Here is a 22,521-nt window from a genome sequence, read left to right as displayed (position 1 = left end):
AATAGTAGGTTATAAAGAAACTTTATAACTAAAAATGATATTATAAATAAAATACCTCAAAAAACCTCTTATTTAGGGATATGATAAGTCCTAACATCATTACTTGTCAAATAATTAAATCAAGAAGATTGATAATATTTCAACTATACTTCTATTTTTTAGTACAAGCTATTACTTACAAACTTGATTGTTTGTGAATGCTATTGAAGTAAATTTTATGGTGGTGTGTCAAAAAGTATGCTGATTAAAACTTGAACAATTTTTGAAGCCTTTAAAGCCCTATAGAATCAGAGAACTTAGCATAGATTTCTTATTGACTTCTATCGCTAGCATACTTTTTAGAACACCACCAATTTTATTAATAAAATGGAATGTAGGGAGCGCGTATAATTTTACAGAAGGTATCTTTTGCGCTAGTGAATTTAGAGGGAGGCACCACTTTAAGCTTGGGTATTAAAGTCAAATATAAAGGTAGGTTTGTTTCTGCAGATAAATATCATTCAAATGGCTAACCATATACAAGCTTAGCCATTTTTAACCCATTTAGAAGCTCATCGATTGAATTGATGACACGTCCTAGTACTCATCTAGATCATTTGCTAACACCACTTCCCCATTATAAAGCGCTTTTATCTCTGAATAAGCCGTTTCAATAGGGGCGCCATAATGTAAAACATGGGTTAAGACCAGTAAGTTGGGCTTAGCTTTGTTGGCTATTTTGGCCAGTTCGCTGGTCAAAGTATGGGATGAATGGTGATAAGCTTGCCAATCAGGCGTTAAAGCTTTCCAACCTTTCTCACTGATGACTTCATGAATTAAGATATCCACACCTTTTGCTTTTTCGGTTAGGGTCTCACTGTAAGTCGTATCGCCTGAAAAAACTATCGTCTTATCAGGGGTCGTTATTTTATAACCATAGGCAGGTTCTATATCACCATGATTAACGCTAAAGGCTTCTACTGTGACATTGTTGTTATCAAAAACAATACCGTCTTTGGGAATTTCATTCACTGCAACTTTATACATGGTTGGGTCACTGACAGGCTGATTACCACCAGTACGTAGGTCTATATCTAGTTTCTGCATCTCATAATAGCCATTGGTCATATCTTGCAGACCCTTTGGTCCGTATGCATTTAATCGATTCTCACGCCTCCACCAGTAGGTAGCAGCTAACTCTGAATAATCCATAGTATGATCGCTATGTAGGTGTGACAAGAAAACATGCTTGATCATGGGGGGATTTAATTCAGGCGCATTCATTGTTTTCCACGCTTGAATGGCACGTTGCACTGTCCCATGGCCTGCATCGAACAAATATGCTTCATTGTCATAAATAATAGCGAGTCCCGAACCAGCTCGTTCAGCATTGGGTACAGGCGTACCCGTCCCGAGCATAATGACTCGAGTTTCAGCTTGTGCCAGGCTTGCTGAGAACGTAAAGATAACGAAAAGCGAGATCCATTTCATAATTTTGTTCATAATATATTCCCTTTTTAATTTGTCATACCTTTAAGCATCCTCTTTGAGATTCGCTATCAATCGTTGGACAGTGGCTTTTAGCATTAGCACATTCTCAGCTGGTATCCCTGCCAACATTTTATTCTCAAACTCCATCGATTTTACCTTACATCTTTCATAGATTTCCTGCCCTTCTGACGTCAGTCCAATAAGGAGAATACGTCCATGATTAGGATCATCACATTTGCTTATCCACCCCTTCTCTTCCATCGTTTTAATGATTTGATTAGAGGCTTGAGGACTGATAAACGAACGTGAAGCCAATTTAGCATTTGCCATCTCACCATGTAGGTGTAGATTTGATAGCATGGTAAACTGGGGTAAGCTCACTCCCATTTCTGATAGTGCTTCGCTAAGCTGTTGATGAATAAGCTTATCTAGTTTTCCTATACTATAACTCACGGTTGGGGCATTGCTGATAAGCTTATCTAGTGCTATGTTTTTCAATTTATTTTCCTTGCTTGGCAATGTTAAATACTCTGGTGACGCATGTTAGGCTATTTGGCTAAAAACCTCAATTTATCTACTTCTTGTCCGTATAACGCATTGAGTTCTTGCTTTCTATTGTTGCGTAATTTTCGTTGATTGAGCGTTCCCTTATCTGTTTTCTCACCTTCAACAACACTGGCTTGATTTTCCATCAGATAGATACGGGCGATCCTTTTTGAACTCGCGTCACACCCATCGTTAATCTTGTTCATAAAGTCGCTAAACCATGTTTGTACTTTATCGTGTTCTAGCACCTCTTTTAGCTCGGCATCGCTCAGCCCTGTTAGCTTCCGAGCGGCTTTTTCTTTAATAAATACCAAAGCACCGATTTCGCTTTTTCCTTCACCAGTCAATACTGCGTCTTCAATCAAATCAAGGCCTTGCATTACTATGCGGCCTCTTAACTCCCCAACATTGACAAAAGTACCTGTCATTAATTTAAAGTCTTCAGCAATACGGCCGTCATATACCAGACCCTCTAAAGGATCGTCAGGGTTATAAAAAACTAGCCCATCCCCTGTACAGTAAAAACCTTCTTCATCAAAGCTAGCAGAAATATTGGGGTCAGTAGAGTCATGTCGCCAATACCCTGACATAACATGTGGCCCTCTAATACGTAACTCTAGTTTGTCCTGTACAGGAACAAGTTTGATCTCAACGCCAGGAGCAGGAAAACCAACAAAACTGGCAGTAGCATTCGATGGGCCTGTTGTAAAAGTACAAGATGGTGAGGTTTCAGTCATGCCCAGCCCTGCCATAATGCGAATTTTTTCGCCGCAGTGTTGGTAGCTGATGTCACAAAGTTGTTGCCAAAGCTCTGGCGACAATCCTGCTCCACCAAAAAAGTATAAGTCAATGTTTTTGAAGAAGTTATCTCGCAATACCTTATCTTCTTCCAAAGCATTGGCAAGCATAGCCCAGCCTATTGGTACGTTGAAGTATTTGCTTGGAGAAATCTCTTTAAGATTACGAATTGTCTCATCAAATTTACCTACGACAGGACGGCCATCATCAATATAAAAATTCCCACCATTATATAAGGCAACGCCAAGGTTGTGACTACCTCCAAAAGTATGATGCCAGCTCAACCAATCAATCAGCACAAGCGGCTCTTCTTCTGTTAAGCGTAGCGTTTGCTTAAGCATTTGTTGGTTACTACACAGCATACGATGGGTAGTCGGTACCACCTTAGGATCGCCTGTCGAACCTGAAGTAAACAGGAATTTTACAATACTATCGGCGTTGATCTGATGATGTTTTTGCTCAACTTCCTCAGTTGCATTCGTCATCACAAAGTCGTTGAAATGAAGGCATGATTCGCCATCAAGGTCTCCTGTTGAGGTGATGATAGGTTTATCTAGCTGACCACACGCCTTGAGCTGACGCAAAAAACCTTTGCCATCACCAGCATAAAACAGCGCTGGTGTGAGTTTATCAATTACGTATTGCAGCTTATCAGGCGTTTTGGCGAGTAATGAATAAGCAGGTGCAATCAAAGTGAAAGGAGCGCCAGCAAGCATGGCACCAAACATCAGCAAGAATACTTCCAGTGAGTTTTCAGACAATATCATCAGTGGATTTTCTGCTGAAAGGTCGTATTCAAGCAATGCTTGAGCGATGTTTCGAGTCTTTTGTAGTACTTCACTGTAGGTGATTTCTATCCAGTCGCCGCGTTCACCCGTTTCGGTATTGAGCTCACGTTGGGCGATAAGTATTCTGTCAGGATATTTTTCAGCATACTCATATAGCTTATCGAATAGACACTCTGGATAGTCCTGCAGTTCCTCAACAGCGTTAATATAAATAATATCGCCTTCTTGTGCGCTTTTATAGTGAACTGAAACTTCGTGACTACCAACAGAAACCGCTCTTTCTGGGTAGCTATGATAGGTAAATTGGGCCATGAAGTACTCCATTAGTCTTGATTAATTTCTTCCTTGTTTTTTACTGAGTCATCTCGGATATGTATTTTGGCGTATGCTCTTCAGTGTATTCACTGAATCAAAGCTACTAGAGTTGATGTAACAGATTCCGCTTTCGATGCAGATGGTAAAACTTATATCCTTTACCATTTTTGACTAAAGACTATGAAAGCAGCCCGAATCCTATCGAGTTGACTTTCGTAATAGCCTTGTCGCCACCTATTTGTCGTTTTAAGAAACAACTGTGGCTGAAAGGTTTTCAATATATGGCTTCATCTCTGGGGAAATACCATTAAGCCAGTTCAGGCTAATAGGTACGTAACGAATGTTGGAATTCCTTTTCCAGAATGGAGCTAAAGTTAGTCGAGCTTATTTCTCTGCTATTTCTTGAGTTTAAAAAATATTGAGATCCCTCTATCAAAAAGGGACCTCAGGATATAAAGATTGGGATGAGTTATATGCTTTTTCTCATAAAACAGAAGGTGTAAAAATTTTAACGCTTATAGGTTTGTAATCCTGGTTTGATGCTTTTTTCGTCAAGGAACTGACGCATACCTTCAGCACGACCATTTTCTGGATCACGCATGAGACACTGATCAAGCTTAGCGTAGAGATAGTCTTCGTTTTGATCCCAAGTAAGCTCTCGGCAGCGCTTAAAACCATTTTTTGCATAGCGTAGAACCACTGGGTTTTTCTCTAAAAGAACTTTTGCAACTTTCTCTACTTCAGCTTTCAGCTCATCAAGTGGCACACTCTTATTTACCAAACCCATTTGTTCCGCTTTTTTACCTTTAAATGGTTCGCCCGTCATAATGTAATATAAAGACTCGCGGTGACCCACAGTGTCTGCCATCGCTTTGCTAACGAGGTTGCCTGGAGGGATACCCCAGTTGATTTCTGATAGACCAAAGGTTGCTTCATCGGCACAATAAGCTAGATCACAAGCGACTAGTGGCGAAAAAGCACCACCGAAACACCAACCGTTTACCATAGCAATGGTCGGCTTATTGTACATACGTAAAAGCTGCCACTGCCATCTACAAGCGTCTCTACGCGCTTTCTCTTGAGCAATTTCAGGTTGCCCATCTGTCTCACGGAAATACTCTTTGAGATCCATACCTGCAGTCCAAGCACTACCTTCGCCTGTAATAACGACCACACCTGCATCTGGATCTTGCTCTAGAGTCTCTAACACCTCTATCATTTCTCGGTTAAGCGTTGGACTCATGCTGTTGCGCTGATCCGGACGATTTAGTGTCACCCAAGCAATGTTTTCGTTTACTTCTACTTTGACGGTTGTCCAGCGATTTTCATAATCTGACATAGTGTGCTCCTTTGTTCGTTTGATTACTTTCCTTGGTAGGTTTAAGTAAGATTACCCCCACTATCAACATCTATCATCAAGTAATTAATTGTATGAGTTAAAAAATCAATTATGTATGACGGGCTATTGATGTTTAACTCATATTATCAACAAACTTTATAACTTGCAAAGACTTTTCTGAGAACTATAGGATATTTATATTATTAATCATTCACTCTTAAAGTATAGATCACGGATAATAAACATCAACCGCTCCTAAGATACAGCTGTTTCTATATATTTTCTATTCAAACACAATGAACCCACCCCCAAAGCAACTTGATAAATTAAGAATATATAAAATAAAGCTAATTGATAAAAATGGTCCTGTCATAGATTGGATGAATGCTTAAGTAAACGTAGTATTAACGTGTAACGACTAAGACTGCATATATCAAAAAGTAAAACCACTAAATACCCATAAGTCAAGGAATTTTAAAATCGCTACAAGGCGACCGACCGCAGATAGTACACTGAGTACATCTAGGGCGGTTAACACCGTAGCGGTTTAAAAGTACTCTGACTATACGTCACATATATTCACTGATCTATCTCACTCATACTTATATGCACAAAAAAAGCCATGTCATCACAACATGGCTCTCATTAAACAACACCAGCAATCAACCCTACGCCCCAAGCAGTCCTAATGAAATCACCGGGAAAGCCAATAGGATAGCAAGCCTAACAAAGTCAGAGACAATAAAGGGCGCCACCCCCTTAAACATATCTGACAGCTTGATATGCGGTGCCACCGCCTTAATCACAAAGATATTCATCCCCATCGGCGGCGTAATCAGTCCAAGCTCTACCGTAAGTACCGCAATGATACCAAACCAGATCGGATCAAAGCCCAATGCTAGGATGATGGGGAACACCACCGGAATGGTGATCACCAGCATCGCCAAGGCGTCCATAAACAGACCGAGCAAGAAGTACATCAGCAAGATAGCAAGCAGAACGATCATCGGACTGACGGCCAGTCCTCCAATCCAGGTGGCTAACGAATAAGACAGACGCGAGACTGAGATGAAATATCCTAAGGCTTCTGCACCCAGTAGCATAAAGAACACCACGGCAGACAGTGCTAAGGTTTCAATCAGTGACTGTTTCAATCCTTTTAGGCGCATGCCTTTGGCGGCGGCATAAGCCCATGAGGCAAAGGCGCCGACTGCTGCGCCTTCGGTTGGGGTAAACAAACCAAAGAAGATACCGGCAATGATGACGACGAAGATAAAGCCAAAGGGGATGAGTCCGGTTAGGGACAGCAGTTTGTCTTTCCAGGGTGTCTTCTCGCCGCGCGGGGCGAGATGCGGTTTCCAGCGTACCATGATCATGACGGTCAATGAGTACATGACCATGCCAAGGATGCCTGGTAGGAAGCCGGCGATGAACATGTCACCGACTGACTGTTCGGTTAGGATGGCGTAGACCAGTAAGGCGATGCTGGGCGGAATCATGATGCCAAGGGTGCCACCAGCGGCTAAGATGCCACAGGCAAAGCCGGGTTGGTAGCCGTATTTCTCCATTTGCGGTAAGGCGACACGGGTCATGGTTGAGGCGGTGGCAAGGGAGGAGCCTGAGATGGAGGCAAAGATGCCTGAGGAGCCAATGCCTGCAATACCTAGGCTGCCTCTGACGCCACCAAAGATGGTGCGGGTGGATTCAAAGAGTTTGCCTGCCATGCCTGAGTGGGTGGCAAAGACGCCCATTAAGATGAATAGTGGGATGGCACTGAAGTCATACTTTGCTAAGACGTCGACTGGGAGGTCTTTGAGCATTTGTAGGGCCCCGTCTGGGGAGGTGACGGCGCCAAAGCCGACGAGGCCAACGCCGAGCATGGCAAGGGCGACGGGTACTCTGACGACGACCAGTATGATCATGACGATTAAGCCGATGGCTCCGATAATTTCTGGGCTCATGCGCCTGCCTCCTCGGCGTCAAAGAATTCGCCTGTTTTAAAGATGTTGATGGATTCGATCAATGAGCGGATGGCTAGTAGTAGGCTGAGTACTGCGCTGAGCACGTAGATGGGCATCATGGAGATTCTAAGGTCTTGGGTGACTTTGCCAAATTCTATGGCGTCTAGGGCGCTTTCATATAGTCCCCAGGTGAAGACGAGTCCGATAAGGAAGAAGCCCATCATGAAGACGCCCATCATGTAGCCTTTGATGGCTTTGGACATTTTTTGGGTGAAGACGTCGACGATGATTTGTGAGCGTTCAACAAAAGCGGCAAAGGCGGCCAGTAGGGCGAAGAGCATGAAGTAGGAGACGATCTCGACGCTGCCTTTGACGGTGAAGCCCATTTCTCCGCCGGTGAGTTTGAAGATGTAGCGGGCGCCGACGTCAAGGATGGTGACGAGGACGATGATCACTAGGCTGATGCCGCCGATAAGTTGGCACAGCCTGGAGATGAGGGTGCTGAGTTTGGTTAAAAATATCATAGGAGGTATGCCTTGTAGGTTAAACTTTACAGGTGGCGCTGGCGGCCATATGATCTGAGAATAGAGATGCTTTGACCTCCCCTGTATTATTAAGGCTAGATACTTTACTATCAGCGAAGCTAGACATCGTAAGTCTAGTTGTTTTGCGTGAAGTAGCTTTCGCTACTTCACGTTTTGAATTTGTTTTCATCATGGAATCCCTTCTTGATGGTTAGATATTGAAATTTATTACGTGTTGTCGATTAGTTTAGCGCCTGTCTTATCTTGCAGCTCCTCAAAGGTTAAGCCATCGATCATTTCGCGTACGACCAAGCCTTTATCGGTGACATTAATCACTGCCAGATCAGTGTAGATGCGATTGACGCACTTTTCACCAGTGATAGGCAGCTTAAGCTTTTCAACAATTTTAGGATCGCCATTTTTGCTGACATGATCCATCATGACATAAACCTCTTTCGCACCAACCGCTAAGTCCATCGCCCCACCTACTGCGGGAATATCTTGTGGTCGACCTAAAAACCAGTTAGCAATATCGCCATTCTCAGCGACTTCAAAGGCCCCTAGTACACATAGGTCGATATGACCACCGCGAATCATCGCAAAAGAATCGCCGTGATGGAAATAACTACCGCCTTCTAGCAAGGTGATATATTGTTTACCAGCATTGATTAAATCGCCGTCCTCTTCACCCTCAGCAGGTTCAGGGCCCATGCCCAATACACCGTTCTCACTGTGTAAAAAGATATCTTTATCATCTGGTAAAAAGTCGGCAACTTTCGTGGGCTGGCCAATACCCAAGTTTACGTACATGCCTTCTTCAATATCCTCTGCAACGCGGCGGGCGATCTCATCTACTGACCATGGTGTCTGTTTAGTCATCATGCTTTTGCTCCAATACAAACGACTTCATGAACGAAAATACCTGGGGTGACGATATGCTCAGGATCTAAAACGCCAAGCTCCACCACTTCACTGACTTGGGCTATCGTATGACTGGATGCAGCAGCCATAATAGGCCCAAAGTTGCGGGCAGCTTTATTGTAAATCAGGTTACCCCAACGATCGCCTTTCAATGCTTTAATGAGCGCAAAATCGCCTTTGATAGGGTACTCTAATACATAGTTGACACCATCAATGGTGCGCGTCTCTTTACCTTCAGCAAGCAAGGTTCCATAAGCTGTCGGGGTAAAATTCGCACCAGGACCACTACCGCCTGCTTGAATGCGGGCAGCCAATGTACCTTGTGGCACTACTTCCAGCTCAATCTTTCCTGCTCGGTAGAGATCATCAAAGATATATGAGTCGTGCTGACGCGGGAAAGAGCAGATTATCTTACGGACACAGCCTGCCTTTAGTAGCGCAGCTAGCCCTGTATCACCGTTGCCAGCGTTATTATTAACAATCGTTAAGTCTTTTGCATTACGCTCAATCAGCGCATCAATCAATTCTGCTGGCTGTCCAGCCAAACCAAAGCCACCTATCAAGATGGTGGCGCCATCATTGATATTACTGATGGCTTCGGCCGCAGATTCTGTTATTTTGTTTAACATTGATTTGTCCTATAAAAAAGAAGCAAAAATCTGAGTCTGAATGGCTTATTCTAGCTCTTCAAACGGTAATCCAACGTAGTTCTCAGCAATGGTTGTCTTCCCTGCTTCTGAGTGAATGAAATAATCAAACTCAGCTTGTTGGACACGGAAATCAAAACGACCAGCACTTTCAAAACGGTGTAAGAACATGGTCATCCACCATGAAAAACGTACCGCTTTCCAGACGCGGGCTAAGCAAATCTCTTGATAGCGTGGAATCAGATCCGTACGGCCTTCGTTATAGATTTTGACAAACAGACGGAATGCTGTTTCTACATCACTGGCGGCAAGGTTTAAGCCTTTAGCCCCTGTTGGTGGTACGATATGCGCCGCATCACCCAACAAGAATATTTTGCCATACTGCATGGTTTCACAGACATAAGAGCGCAGTGGTGCAATACTCATCTCTAACGCAGGACCTGTGACTAAGCGCTCTGCCATTTCTGGTGGAATACGGCGCTTTAACTCATCCCAGAACTTTTCTTCATTCCAGTTTTCCATGGTATCGGTATCAGGTACTTGCAAGTAATAACGACTGCGCGTCTCTGAACGCATGGAACATAAGGCAAAGCCTCGCTCATGGGCACAGTAGACCAACTCATCATGTACTGGTGGCGTATCACTCATCAGACCGAGCCAGCCAAAAGGATAGACCTTTTCGTACTCTACCAGCTTGTCGTGTGGAATGGATTTGCGCGTCACGCCGTGAAAACCATCGCAACCAGCGATATAATCACAATCGATACGGAAGGGCTCATCATTGTGATAGTAGGTCACATAAGGGTTGTCTGAATCAATGTCGTGTAGCTTGACGTTATCGGCTTCATAGACGGTGACGCCGCCTGCTTTTTTACGTTCATCCATCAAGTCGCGGGTGACTTCTGTTTGGCCATAGACGATGACGTGTTTGCCACCGCTGTACTTTTCTAAATCCAGATGATGATGCTCACCTTGGAAACTAAAATCTGTCCCGGTATGGATGATGCCTTCTTTATCCATACGCGCGCCCGCACCAGCTTCACGAATCAAATCTGCCGTACCTTGCTCTAACACACCCGCACGAATACGACTTAAGACATAGTCTCCAGATTTTCTTTCTAAAATAATATTATCAATGCCGGCTTTGGTCAGTAATTGACCGAGCAATAAGCCTGATGGACCGGCGCCGATGATGGCAACTTGAGTTTTAGTCATGAAATCCCTCTCATTATCTAATTAGAATGTTGATTAATATTTATGAAATATATTGATGTTAAAAATCAAAAAATACCGTCTCGCCCGCGCCTTGTAGGTAGATATCAAAACGATAACGCGGCTTACCCTCGCCTGCTTCTTTGACTGCTACCAATGTTTTACGGCGTACGTCCGATGGAATGCCATTCAGGATTGGGCAGTTATCATTGGCCGCTTGTTCGTCATCGAAATAGGCTCTGGTTTGTAGATGGATATTGATACCACGGGCAAACACAGCGATATTGATATGCGGCGCCATTGGCTTACCATTAAAATCTACTTGCCCAGGTTTAATGGTATTAAAATGAAAATCACCGTCTACTGCACAGGCGCTACGCCCAAAACCACTAAAAGGTTTTTTGTTATCAAAATTGGCAATATAGTTGCCTTGACTGTCGGCTTGCCAGATTTCAATTAAGGCATCACGCACCAAGTCGCCATTGCCGTCATACACCCGACCAACCAACTCAATATGCTCACCTTCGGCGCCTTCTTTGGCCAAATCCTGCCATATTTCATCTGCTCGTGATTCAAAACCAGCAATTTCTAACGCCAAACCAATATGCACAAAAGGCCCTGCCGTTTGCGATGCTGTTTCGCGCAATAAACCCGTTTCATCTTGTAATTTGTATTGGCTATACATGTTTTACTCCTCAAAATAGGTTTGTAATGCGCCGCGAACGACAATGTCAAAACGATACGCTAAGCAGTCCATGGGTTTACTCATGGCCATATCTAAGCGTGCAATCATCGTTTCAACGGCTTCTGGATCTTTTAATACTTGTACAATAGGGCACAGCGGAATGAGAGGATCACCTTCAAAGTACATTTGGGTGATCAAACGCGTTGAGATCGAAGGCCCCATGACCGACACGTGAATATGCGCTGGACGCCAAGTATTGATATCATTGGGCCAAGGATAAGGGCCTGGACGAACTGTACGAAAGCGATAACGACCATCAGCATCGGTAATACAACGACCAACACCACCAAAGCTCGGGTCTAATGCGGCTATATAGCCATCTTTTTTGTGGCGGTATTTACCACCAGCGTTTGCTTGCCACATCTCAACCAAAGTATTAGGCACCGGCTTACCGAATTGATCAATCACCCGGCCATGCATGATAATGCGCTCACCAACAGGCATGCCTGCTGCAGACCCTTCGGTACGAAAGTTCATTAATAAATCATTGTCGTATTGACCAAGCGCTAAACCATCAAAAACAGGACCACTGCGCTCAGAAGGACTGGCATTTTGGATGCTGACCAGTGCTTGGCGCGGCGAACGCGTCACCGATGTTTTATAGCTTGGCGTGTATTGTGCTGGTTGCCATGCCCGATCACGAGCAATAAAATAAGGATACTTTTGACTCATTATGGTTTTCTCCATTCTTATAAAGCGACCTTTATGTAGACAGTTTGCTTTACAGTGTTAATTTTAAGAAATTGCATGGCCCCAGCCATTGTCCTTGGCCAAAGAAAAAGCATGGTTGGCTGCTGGTACGCCAGCATAGATAGCCACATGCATCAGTACTTGACGCAGCTGATCTTCATTGATGCCTAGACGCTTTGCGGTGCGCAGGTGCAAACCAAGCTCTCCATCACGTCCTAGTGCTGCTAATATGCCTGTGGTAATCATGCTGCGTTGCTGTACCGTGAGGCTTGGATTTCCCCATAACTCGCCCCAAGCATTACGGGTGATAAACTGCTGAAATGGATTGTCTAATGTGGTCGCATTTTTAGAGGCTCTTTCGACATGCTCCTCTCCTAAAATACGCTTACGCTGTACCAAACCTTGCTCATAGCTAATGCCCGTTTGACCAACAGTCGCGCGATCTGCATTGGTTTGAATATGCTTAACCAATAGGCTTGGCGCCTCAACTGACGGCACATGACCTACCCCTGCAAAGACGCTTAGGCTGGCATCAGTAAATTCAGCTTTCAGTGACTCTAAAGCAGTGACAGGCGTTGAGACATCATCTGCACCCGCTATCAATGCCACACCATTAGCATAATCCGCTAGCTTTCCGCGATTATCGACCTCTGCTAATGCTTCACAAAGCTTGGCATAGCTTTCATCATCGCTGCGTGACAATTGTACTTGCCAGCCTTGTAATACATCAGAATTCTGCTCGACATAACTTGGTGAGAACCAGCGCGGCACAATGGCTTCCGCCATTTCAGCCAAGCCCAAGCGACGCACATTGTCAGCACGCTCAGCCCAAGCTTCTTTGGTGCCGATCACCGCACCGGTATTGGTGAGCCAAACTTGCTCTAAACGCTGCGGCGCTATCTGGCATAAGCTTTGACCAATGACACCGCCAATTGAGGTACCGATAAAATGAAAGCTATCAATGTCTAAAGTGTCAGCCAAAGCAAGAACATCGCGCGCAAGCAGCTCAGCTGTCAGTCCCTCTGCCGCAGCGCCGCTACTACCATGACCTGGTAAGTCCCAGCGCACACAACGATAATGCCCATGTAGCTCATCACAGACTTCATCCCAAACATCACGGCTCATTCCCAATGGATGCGCCATAAATAATGCCGGTAAATAGGTTTCGCCACTGTCTTGATAGCCAATAAGGTGAGCGTCTGTCGCTAAAAATGCCATTATTATTCTCCTACTCTTGAAACGACCAAGGCAATGCCCTGCCCAACGCCAATGCACATGGTACAAAGTGCCCGATCTTTTTTGCTATGCTGTAACTCATGGATAGCCGAGATTAAGATACGCGCGCCCGACGCCCCGAGCGGATGACCCAAAGCAATAGCACCACCTCTAGGGTTAATACGCTCGTCACGATCCTCAAGTCCCAACTCACGGGAACAAGCCAACGCTTGCGCAGCAAAAGCCTCATTAAGCTCGATAACATCGATATCATCCAAACTGATATTGAGCCGCTTTAATAGCTTCTGAGTAGCAGGCACAGGTCCGATACCCATAATCGTTGGCAGGACACCAGCCGTTGCCATGCCTTCGATTTTTGCCACAGGCGTCAAGCCGTATTTCTTTACGGCGGCAGCGCTAGCAACCAACATCGCAGCAGCACCATCATTAATACCTGAGGCATTGCCTGCGGTGATTGTGCCATTCTCATAGATAGGGCGTAGCTTTGTTAAAGCGGCCATATCAGTATTCGGACGTGGGTGCTCATCTTTATCTACGACGAGTGGCTCTTGCTTACGCCTCTCGATAGTAATAGGAGTGATCTCTGCGTTTAGACGACCGTCATTTTGTGCTTCGGCGGCTTTTTGTTGCGACCATACTGCAAAAGCATCTTGATCTTCGCGCGAGATATTGTATTTTTCTGCTAGATTCTCTGCGGTACGTGGCATCGCTTCTGTGCCATACATCTCATCAAGCTTTTTATTAATAAAGCGCCAGCCCATGGTCGTGTCTTGTAGTTTCTGACTACGATCATAAGCTTTTTCTGGTTTACCCATCACAAATGGCGCGCGCGTCATCGACTCCACACCGCCAGCCAGTGCCAACTCCATCTCACCACTGGCAATCGCGCGAAAAGCCGTGCCCACTGCATCTAAACCAGAGCCACACAAACGGTTGATAGTCGTTGCCGGCACTTGCTCTGTTAAACCAGATAGCAAGCTACTCATACGGGCAACGTTGCGATTGTCTTCACCACTTTGGTTGGCACAGCCCATGAACACATCTTCGATCGCGCTATGGTCAAATTCAGGTGCATCTGCCAATACAGACTTAATCACTTGTGCAAGCAAGTCATCTGGACGGATATCAGCCAAAGAGCCACCATAGCGGCCTACCGCTGAACGTTTTGGATGACAAATATAAACTGCTGTCATGTTTCTCTCTCCCTAGAGATGATGTTAGATCGGTTCATTTCTCATTGTTCATTGTCGTGACTTAACTATTACACGATTCGATGATCATCACAATTTAATAACACTCATGACTTAACGATGATCACTACCAAGAACAATCACGACCAAATTTGTTCTATATAAGAATTGTTGTTCGTATAGTGAATTAACTTAACCCTTTTCTAGCCTTCTGTCAATATGGTTGACTTGTTTTTCAAAAAAAAACCTACGGATTACCGTAGGTTTTATTCATTTCAAAAAACTATATAAATCATTTGCATGGTCTTGTTATCTAATCCAGTTAGGATCAAGCCTACTCATCAAACGATAATACGCCGGCCACTCAGGCAGTCTAACCTCAGCACCGCCTTGGGCGTCGCCACCTTCAAACTGCTCTCTGGTTCTAATCATGGCTTCTTCACTGGCTTGCAGTAACTCACCGCCTGATGCCATGACTTTTAACTGAACCTGACAGCCTTGTATAATTTGGTACATTCGCATAAATGCCCAAGCCACATCAGGCCCAGTAGTAATAACTCCATGATTGTTAAGCATCAAGGTGTGATTGGTCGGGCCTAGCGAGTCTACCAATCTTTGCTGCTCGCTTTCATCCAGTACGATGCCTTCAAAGTCATGGTAGCCAATACGATCGTAGAACATAAAAGCTTCTTGATATAAGGGCATAAAGCCACACTTGAGCGCACTTACTGCTTGAACATCAGGATTATGGGTATGCATGACGCAGTGAACATCAGGTCTGCCCTTATGCAAGGCCGTATGAATAACACTACCAGCTTTATTGATAGGATAAGGTGAGTCATCAACTTTATTGCCATCAAAATCTATTTTTACCAGATTTGAAGGGGTGATTTCACTGTATAGAAGACCAAAGGCATTAATGAGTAAGTGCTCAGTACCTGGGATTCTATATGAAACATGGTTATAAACTTGAGTCGTCCATCCATAATAATCAACCATCCTATAGCACAGTGCTAACTCTACTCGAGCCTTCCATTCAATATCGCTATAACCTGCAGGCGTCACTGCTGAGGCAAAAATATCTTTCATAGTCTGATCCATAATGTCCTCCATAACTCTTATCAACGATATGCTTTTTTGACTAAGAACTCTGCTACGCTTTAAACTTTACAAGCTCTACTTGCTGCTTGCGCTTTTTCATAGACACCTTGCGCGTCCAGTCCTTGAGCTTCAAGATTGTCTAAATAGCTTTGAATTTCTGTCTTGAGTATACCGCTCCAAGCAGAATCGTTTAATGGATCAGGAATCTCTATCATCGTATCACCGCGAGCTTTGGCCTCAGCAATCACTCTGGTATCTTCGCTATCAAATAAATTACCTGCAACCTTTGCCATCTCCATGCCTGAGTTGTCATCGATGACTTTTTTGAGATCATCAGGCAAGCTTTCATACTTACCTTTATTCATCGTCACAAGCAAAGCCGAGCCATATAGAGGCATGGTCGTATGCGTATTGGTCAATTCAGCCAACCTAAAAGCGCCTGCCGCATCCCAAGGCGTACTCACTCCATCAATGACGCCGCGCTGCAAAGACGTATATTGATCAGATGCTGGCATACCAACAGGGGTGCCACCAGCCGCTTCGATAATGTTAGCCGCTATCTCTAACGGGCGGCGAATACGCATGCCTTTTAAGTCTTCTGGCTTGCGGATAGGCTTATCAATAGTATGAAAAGCGCCAGGTCCTGAAGCCATCATAAATAACGGGTGCGTGTCCTCATACTCACTTGCTATCACATCATCATCATACAAAGTTTGTAGCATACAGCTTAATTGAGTACCTGAGCTTGACAGACCTGGCAGCTGAGTAATCTCAGTCAATGGAAAACGGCCACTGATATAGCCTTGAACCTGAGCGCCTATATCAACCGTACCCTTAGCCGTTGAATCATAAGTGATGTCAGGCTTACTCAAGGTTGCTGAAGGATAAATCTCAACCTTGAGCCTACCAGCTGATTCGTCTTCGATTTGTCTAGCCCATGGCTCAAACACATCTTTATGTAGCGCAGCTGTAGAGGGCCAAAAATGAGAGAACCTTAAGATTATAGCGTCCTCTTTAACCGCCCCTTCAGGCTGACCTGAACAACTTGCAAGACCCATCGCAGACGCTACCAATAAAAACATAGCACTGGTTTTAAATTTATTAGACATTGTTATTTCTTCCCTGTAAATAAGCTGTATCTAATTTTTATTATACATACTTTAGGACTTACAAGCCGCACTTGCTTCTTTGGCTTTTTCATAGACCATTTGTGCATCTAATCCAAGTGCTTCAACATCTTTTAAGTACTTTTGCGTGCCTGCTTCTAGTGGGCCTCTCCAAGCAGGATCATTCAATGGATCAGGGATGTCTATCATCACATCACCTTTCGCTTTGGCTTCAGCCATAAACTTATCATCTTCTGCATCGAACACTTTACCGGCAAGTGCCGCCATCATTTTTCCAGAGTTATTATCGATGACCTGCTGCAGATCCTCTGGCAACCCTGCATATTTATCCTTGTTCATAGTGACCACAATAGCCGAGCTATAAAACGGAATATTGGTATGGGTGTTTGAAAGCTCAATCAGTTTAAATGACCCCATGGCATCCCATGGCAGACTCAAGCCATCAAGCACACCACGTTGTAGTGACGTATATACATCAGTAACAGGCAAGCCTACAGGTGTACCACCTGCCGCTTCAATGATGTCTCCAGCGATGGCAGATGGACGGCGAATACGCAAGCCTTTCAAATCATCTGGTTTGTTGATAGGTTGGTCAACCGTATGTATACCTCCAGGGCCCGTACCCATCATAAATAGTAGGTGTGTGTCCTCATACTCACTTGATATCACCCCATCATCATATAAGGTCTGTAGCATACAGTTCATTTGCGTTGCTGAGTTAGATAGACCTGGGAGCTCTGTGATTTGAGTCAATGGAAAACGCCCAGCGGTATAACCTTGAAGCTGCGAGCCTATATCGACCATGCCTTTAGAGGCTGCGTCATAGGCAGCGTCGGCTTTACTGAGGGTTGCAGAAGGGAAAATCTCAACTTTCAATCGTCCGTCTGACTCTTCTTCAATCTTTTGCGCCCAAGGAGCAAAAACCTCTGTATGCGTCGCTGAAGTCGCTGGCCAGAAATGGGCAAAACGTAAGGTAGTGGTTTCTTTAGAGTCTACAGCACCATCACTAGCGGTATCATTTGATTGCGAGCAACCAGCGATACCAATCATAGCGGCTAAGGCCATACTAAGTGCGAGAGTCTTCTTCATCATGAAATCCTTTTTGATGGTTAAATATAATTCTAGTATAAAGCTCTAGTATCAAGTCAGGCGCAGCTTGCTTGATGGCAATCATGAAAACAACTTTGAGGAAATGCACAACCAAACCATTAGGAGTTGGTTGTATTTGTTCTTCATTAGAATAGTTGTTTGTATAGTGAATTAAGGTAACCCTTTTCTATCCTTGTGTCAATCGCGTTATTTGATTTATTACCCTCTATTTATCATCTTTTAGAGCCAGAATTAATTTTTCAATGGTTTGTAATATCATTTGGCACTGTCTATCTGCAGCACCGCTATAGGTTAAAGGCGATAGAATGGCTTTAAGTTCAGCGCTATTGTTATTGGCATCGCTATCTATAGACTGCGCTTCTAATAAAGCTAAGAGAGTCTGCACAAACCCTTTGTGCTCGCTATGCGCTTCTTGGCTGGCTTGCTCTATCAAAGGATAAGCTTGCTGTTGGTTGTGTAAAAAATAACGCTGCAAAGACTCAATAAGATAAGCGTCGCTATTTAAATCAAGGTTGGCGGCCATGCGTTCTGGATAGACTTGCAGACCTTGTAGCAAAGTCTTCAGATAGGCTGCTGCACCTGCGACTAAAGCCACTCCCTCGGTTAAAGGTACCCAACTGGCATGCCATTGGCCTAATGCGCGCTCAAAAGGTTGAGCCGTTGTATTACTAATCACACTCAGATGGCCATGCATTCTTAAAGTGGCTGTCTTAATTAAGGCACACAATACAGGATTGCGCTTATGGGGCATTGAAGATGATCCGCCCATCCCTTTAATCGCAGGCTCAGCCACTTCACCCAACTCAGACTGACACAGTAATGCGATGTCATCAATGATATTTTCCATCGCGCCTGCACAGGCATCTAATGCGGAAGCGATCGCATGAATCGGTTGCCTATTGGTATGCCAAGGTAATAATGGCAGTGACAAACCAAGTAGTGTGGCGACTTGCTGGGGTAGCTCATACTGCTCATTCTCTGGATCACTGACCCCAACAGGCCCACCCCATTGCAAATAAAAACCTGATTGCTCTAATTGTGCTAAATTTGGCATCACAGCGATTAATGATGCCGCCCACTGTGATACTTTTACGCCAAAAGTAATCGGTAAGGCTTGTTGCAATAACGTCCTACCCGCCATCGGTGTCGTGCTGTGGGCTTCTATCAATACAGCGCACGCTTGCAGCACATCGATCAAGTCATGATTGATGCGTCTTAGTGCTGGCTTAAGCATCATCATCATCGCGGTATCAACCACATCTTGACTGGTGACTGTTTTATGAAAATAAGGTTTTATTTCTGGAGGTAACAAAGATTTGGCTTGGGCGACAAAAGGAATGGCAGCATTGCCACCCAAATAAGTTTGTGACCCAATCGCCTCAATATCAAATAAATCTATCGTTAATGCTTGCTTAGTTTGCTGTAGAATACCTGTAGGAATGAGGCTATGATGTTCTCTGGCTTCTATGATAGACAGCTCAAAATCCAACATCGCTTGCACAAACAAACGATCAGAAAAATCTTGGGCAATGTCAGGATGTACAAAAGGCTGATTGATTAATTGAGTAATGTGCATTTAAAATCCCTAATTTTAGTCATCATTTATTGGTAATTATTAAACATCATGCATAAAGAACAAGATAAGAAAATACCCTTCGATAGTCCAGACTTTGTGGCCTCTCTTGCAGCAGGTCTAAACGTATTACTGACTTTTGATGAAAGCCACTCTAGCATGACACTGAGCGAAGTCGCCGAACGTGCCAATATAGACAGAGCAAAAGCCCGACGCTATCTATTAACCTTGCACGCGCTTGGTTACGTGCATAAAGACAAGCGCCAATTCAGCTTGACACCGAAGACGTTAAGTATTGGTGCCAGCTATTTGGGCGGCGTACATCATCATGATATTATTCAGTTTTATCTTGAGCGCGTGACTGAGCAGACAGGAGAGTCTTGTTCTTTTGCGGTATTGGATGGCGATGATGTGGTTTATATCGCCCGCTCTGCCGCCAAACATCGCTTATTGTCTATCAGCATCTCAGTTGGCACAAGGCTTACTGCTGCCTATACCTCGATGGGCCGTGCTATTCTTGCCAACCTGCCTAATGAACAGCTTGAAAGCTATGTCGATAGCGTTGAATTGGTTTCACACACCCCCCACAGCATTACCGACCGCAATCAGTTTCTGCAAGTTCTACAACAAGCAGCAGAGAAGCAATATGCGGTCGTAGATCAAGAGCTGGATACGGGCTTACTGTCTCTAGCACTTCCCGTCTATAAGGCAAACAAGGAACTCATTGGTGCCATTAATATTAGCACTAACGCCTCACGTATTTCTCATGACGCTCTAATGGAGCAGTTTTTGCCCATATTACGGGATTGCGCGGCACAAATCCAAACCTACTATGTTTAAGGGCAGTTTAAGCAAAAAATTTTGTTTAAATGCAAGATTTAAGCGCAGGTTAAAAATCAACCTACCTAACTACTAGCTAGTTAAATAGTTAAGCATACTGTGGACTTATGAATACAAAACCATGTCGACCACCTGTTAATCGCTTAATTTATCATAATAATCAACGCCTAGAGCACAATAGCTGACAATAAAAAGTAAGCGTCATCAGACATAAAAAAGCCCTACTCAGCATACTGCTGAATAGAGCTTTTATTTTCTACATACTCAGTGATCTAACACAGTTATTAGACTACTTATGATGGCTTAAGCGCCGCACTGATATCTGCCAGTAGTGGCGGGATATCATGCTTATCTGCAATTACTTCTAACATCACTAGCTTGTCTGTCGTTGCAGCGGCCTGCTCAAGAGCAGCTTTCAACTCACCAGGCGTTTCTGCTTTGAGAATTAAGCTATTTTCTTCAGTGGCACCAAAGGCTTTTGGCATTACCTGCCAGTCGCATTTAGGGATGTCATTATAGGGTTGGTTTTCACCATGAATGGCTCTCTCAACCGTATAACCATCATTATTGACCAATACAATCACAGGGTTAATGCGCTCTTTAATCATCACTGCGATCTCTTGTACCGTGAGTAAGGCTGAACCATCCCCAATTAATAACACACTACGCTTGTTCGGCGAGGCAATGGCAGCGCCCAAACTTGCTGGCAACGTATAACCAATAGATCCCCACATCGGCTGCCCATAAGAGGTCACCCCTTCTGGCAGACGCACATCACTGATACCAAAGTAAGCCGTACCTTGATCAGAAAACACCACGTTATTATGATTTAAGTGATCGGCAATGATGTGCCAGAGGTCGTCTTGACGAATCGGCTCATCGTCTTTACCGTTTTGCTCGTGCGGCTTCATCTCTTTACAGAACTGCTTGGGTACAATTTCAATACCCGACGTCATGACTTCATGCAATGCTTGCAAAGAGTCCTTTAGCGAAATCGGAGCAAAGTTTCGACCGCTGATAGATGCACGCTCATAATGTAAATCAACCACCACCTCTTCATTGATGTCTTGGCTAAAGCCTGCCGTGGTGGTATCGGTATAATGCACACCAACTTTTATCAAACATTCGCAGTTTTCAACAGCATCTTTGACGACTGGACGCGAAGCTACACCAGCGTAGGTACCAGCCCAGCGCTCGCTGTTCTCATCAAGGAGTGTCTTACCCCATGACAGCGTGGTGTAAGGAATGTCGGTGTCAGCAATGAGGGCTTTGAGCTGATTTTGCAGTCCTAAACGATGCACCATCAAATCTGCCATAAGCGTGGTAGTTTTGTTCGGTAAAAACTCTATCAACGCTTGTTTAAAGTCTGTCAAAGCTGCTTGACTGGTGATATCTTCTTGACTGTCATCAAGCTTGGTCGTCGGTGGGTAAATAGGCGTTTTTGCCACATCTGGTGGTAGTAACAAATAGCCTGGACGATGCTTTTTGAGTATTAAGCGAATGACTCGATCAATCTCTGAGGCAGCATTTTCTGGTGTAATTTTGGCACGCGCCACAGTGACCGGCTCAACCATTTTTATAAAGTGGTTAAACACGCCATCACCAAGCGTATGGTGGATGCGGCGCTTTGAATCTTGTAGCGCTGTGCTGGGTGCACCGACGATATGCAATACTGGCGCGTACTCGGCAAAAGAGCCTGCCGTGGCATTAATCGCTGATAGCTCGCCCACACCAAAGGTCGTCACCATGGCAGCAAACCCACGCTCACGTGCGTAACCATCGGCAGCGTAGCCAGCATTTAGCTCATTGGTATTACCCACCCAGCGCAACTTATCAGAGGCGATAACATTGTCTAAAAACGTTAAGTTAAAATCACCAGGCACACCAAATATCTCAGTCGCACCCGCCTCGGCGATGCGATCGAATAAATAATCAGCGATGGTATATTGTTGAGTCATTTTTCATCCTTTGACTTATCATTATAAGTATTATTGATTGTGAATTTGATTGGGGCTAATTATAAAGTGCATACCTGCTCATTTATTTTTTACAAAGCTTTTGGAATACATATTATAAAAAACTGTTATAACATATATTCGTAGCCAGATAATATGCCTATTTTGCTAACTTTTACTTTTTTTCGTGATGGGTGTTGACAGTTCAAAAAAAATGCGTATAATACGCCTTCATCATCTGATGTTACGTAGCTAACAAATAACTTGATGATTCAGCGGGATTAGCTCAGTGGTAGAGCACAACCTTGCCAAGGTTGGGGTCGAGAGTTCGAATCTCTTATCCCGCTCCAAATTTGCTTTGATAAAGCACAAAAGCCTCACTACTCATACAAGAGCGGTGAGGCTTTTTTTTGTTCAATTTTCGTGGGTTGTA

The 22,521-nt window shown here is 44.2% G+C and carries 19 protein-coding genes and 1 tRNA gene; 2 read left to right on the top strand and 18 right to left on the bottom strand.

The features are described 5' to 3' along the window. Window positions 1–576: 576 nt before the first annotated feature. The 17 genes from JMY01_RS04790 to JMY01_RS04710 all read right to left on the bottom strand — a co-directional run bounded on the left by JMY01_RS04790 (window position 577) and on the right by JMY01_RS04710 (window position 19,296). A complete protein-coding gene (locus tag JMY01_RS04790) occupies window positions 577–1,482 on the bottom strand; it encodes an MBL fold metallo-hydrolase (protein ID WP_201574496.1) in 906 nt (301 codons plus the stop codon). A gap of 30 nt (window positions 1,483–1,512) precedes the next feature. Then, on the bottom strand, window positions 1,513–1,968 hold the full coding sequence (locus JMY01_RS04785) for a MarR family winged helix-turn-helix transcriptional regulator (RefSeq protein ID WP_201574494.1): 456 nt from the start codon (window positions 1,966–1,968) through the stop codon (window positions 1,513–1,515). Window positions 1,969–2,018: 50 nt separating this feature from the next. Further along, window positions 2,019–3,914: a feruloyl-CoA synthase gene (locus tag JMY01_RS04780; protein WP_201574492.1), complete on the bottom strand. Its 1,896-nt coding sequence runs from the start codon at window positions 3,912–3,914 to the stop codon at window positions 2,019–2,021. 511 nt (window positions 3,915–4,425) lie between these two features. Further along, a complete protein-coding gene (locus JMY01_RS04775; RefSeq protein ID WP_201574490.1) occupies window positions 4,426–5,256 on the bottom strand; it encodes a p-hydroxycinnamoyl CoA hydratase/lyase in 831 nt (276 codons plus the stop codon). Between the two features lie 668 nt (window positions 5,257–5,924). Next, window positions 5,925–7,217 (bottom strand): TRAP transporter large permease, encoded by a 1,293-nt coding sequence (locus JMY01_RS04770; protein ID WP_201573378.1) that lies wholly within the window; start codon window positions 7,215–7,217, stop codon window positions 5,925–5,927. Next, on the bottom strand, window positions 7,214–7,741 hold the full coding sequence (locus tag JMY01_RS04765; RefSeq protein ID WP_201574489.1) for a TRAP transporter small permease: 528 nt from the start codon (window positions 7,739–7,741) through the stop codon (window positions 7,214–7,216). The genes JMY01_RS04770 and JMY01_RS04765 overlap by 4 nt, the downstream gene beginning before the upstream one ends. Before the next feature lie 228 nt (window positions 7,742–7,969). Continuing rightward, window positions 7,970–8,623: a 3-oxoacid CoA-transferase subunit B gene (locus tag JMY01_RS04760; RefSeq protein WP_307781393.1), complete on the bottom strand. Its 654-nt coding sequence runs from the start codon at window positions 8,621–8,623 to the stop codon at window positions 7,970–7,972. Next, window positions 8,620–9,291, bottom strand: a complete 672-nt coding sequence (locus JMY01_RS04755) for a 3-oxoacid CoA-transferase subunit A (RefSeq protein ID WP_201574488.1) — start codon at window positions 9,289–9,291, stop codon at window positions 8,620–8,622. The genes JMY01_RS04760 and JMY01_RS04755 overlap by 4 nt, the downstream gene beginning before the upstream one ends. A gap of 45 nt (window positions 9,292–9,336) precedes the next feature. Next, complete coding sequence (gene pobA, locus JMY01_RS04750) at window positions 9,337–10,524, bottom strand: 4-hydroxybenzoate 3-monooxygenase (protein ID WP_201574487.1); 1,188 nt, start codon at window positions 10,522–10,524, stop codon at window positions 9,337–9,339. A 58-nt stretch (window positions 10,525–10,582) separates the two neighbouring features. Then, window positions 10,583–11,206: a protocatechuate 3,4-dioxygenase subunit alpha gene (gene pcaG, locus JMY01_RS04745; RefSeq protein WP_201574486.1), complete on the bottom strand. Its 624-nt coding sequence runs from the start codon at window positions 11,204–11,206 to the stop codon at window positions 10,583–10,585. Between the two features lie 3 nt (window positions 11,207–11,209). Next, on the bottom strand, window positions 11,210–11,938 hold the full coding sequence (pcaH, locus tag JMY01_RS04740; protein WP_201574485.1) for a protocatechuate 3,4-dioxygenase subunit beta: 729 nt from the start codon (window positions 11,936–11,938) through the stop codon (window positions 11,210–11,212). A 63-nt stretch (window positions 11,939–12,001) separates the two neighbouring features. Then, the gene (locus JMY01_RS04735; protein WP_201574484.1) at window positions 12,002–13,174 is read right to left on the bottom strand and encodes an alpha/beta fold hydrolase; all 1,173 of its coding nucleotides are present in this window, start codon (window positions 13,172–13,174) and stop codon (window positions 12,002–12,004) included. A 2-nt stretch (window positions 13,175–13,176) separates the two neighbouring features. Next, the gene (pcaF, locus tag JMY01_RS04730; protein WP_201574483.1) at window positions 13,177–14,385 is read right to left on the bottom strand and encodes a 3-oxoadipyl-CoA thiolase; all 1,209 of its coding nucleotides are present in this window, start codon (window positions 14,383–14,385) and stop codon (window positions 13,177–13,179) included. Between the two features lie 306 nt (window positions 14,386–14,691). Further along, a complete protein-coding gene (locus JMY01_RS04725) occupies window positions 14,692–15,483 on the bottom strand; it encodes a class II aldolase/adducin family protein (RefSeq protein ID WP_227677672.1) in 792 nt (263 codons plus the stop codon). Between the two features lie 59 nt (window positions 15,484–15,542). Next, a complete protein-coding gene (locus JMY01_RS04720; protein ID WP_201574480.1) occupies window positions 15,543–16,592 on the bottom strand; it encodes a TRAP transporter substrate-binding protein in 1,050 nt (349 codons plus the stop codon). 51 nt (window positions 16,593–16,643) lie between these two features. Next, on the bottom strand, window positions 16,644–17,699 hold the full coding sequence (locus tag JMY01_RS04715) for a TRAP transporter substrate-binding protein (protein WP_201577205.1): 1,056 nt from the start codon (window positions 17,697–17,699) through the stop codon (window positions 16,644–16,646). Window positions 17,700–17,925: 226 nt separating this feature from the next. Beyond that, window positions 17,926–19,296, bottom strand: coding sequence for a lyase family protein (locus JMY01_RS04710; RefSeq protein WP_201574478.1), 1,371 nt, complete (start codon window positions 19,294–19,296; stop codon window positions 17,926–17,928). Between the two features lie 48 nt (window positions 19,297–19,344). Here JMY01_RS04710 and JMY01_RS04705 point away from each other — a divergent pair, with 48 nt between their 5' ends. Beyond that, the gene (locus tag JMY01_RS04705; protein ID WP_201574477.1) at window positions 19,345–20,133 is read left to right on the top strand and encodes an IclR family transcriptional regulator C-terminal domain-containing protein; all 789 of its coding nucleotides are present in this window, start codon (window positions 19,345–19,347) and stop codon (window positions 20,131–20,133) included. 293 nt (window positions 20,134–20,426) lie between these two features. Here the strand turns inward: JMY01_RS04705 and JMY01_RS04700 are convergent, their stop codons facing one another. After that, window positions 20,427–22,091: an alpha-keto acid decarboxylase family protein gene (locus tag JMY01_RS04700; RefSeq protein ID WP_201574476.1), complete on the bottom strand. Its 1,665-nt coding sequence runs from the start codon at window positions 22,089–22,091 to the stop codon at window positions 20,427–20,429. A 272-nt stretch (window positions 22,092–22,363) separates the two neighbouring features. On the opposite strand from JMY01_RS04700, the gene JMY01_RS04695 reads away from it, so the two are divergent. Beyond that, a tRNA-Gly gene (locus tag JMY01_RS04695) sits at window positions 22,364–22,438 on the top strand. The last annotated feature ends 83 nt before the right edge of the window (window positions 22,439–22,521 follow it).

The sequence above is a fragment of the Psychrobacter sp. H8-1 genome (assembly GCF_904846575.1).
Taxonomy (GTDB): domain Bacteria; phylum Pseudomonadota; class Gammaproteobacteria; order Pseudomonadales; family Moraxellaceae; genus Psychrobacter; species Psychrobacter fulvigenes.
The sequence above is the reverse complement of the archived record's forward strand: the minus strand, read 5'-3'. Positions and strand labels throughout refer to the sequence as shown.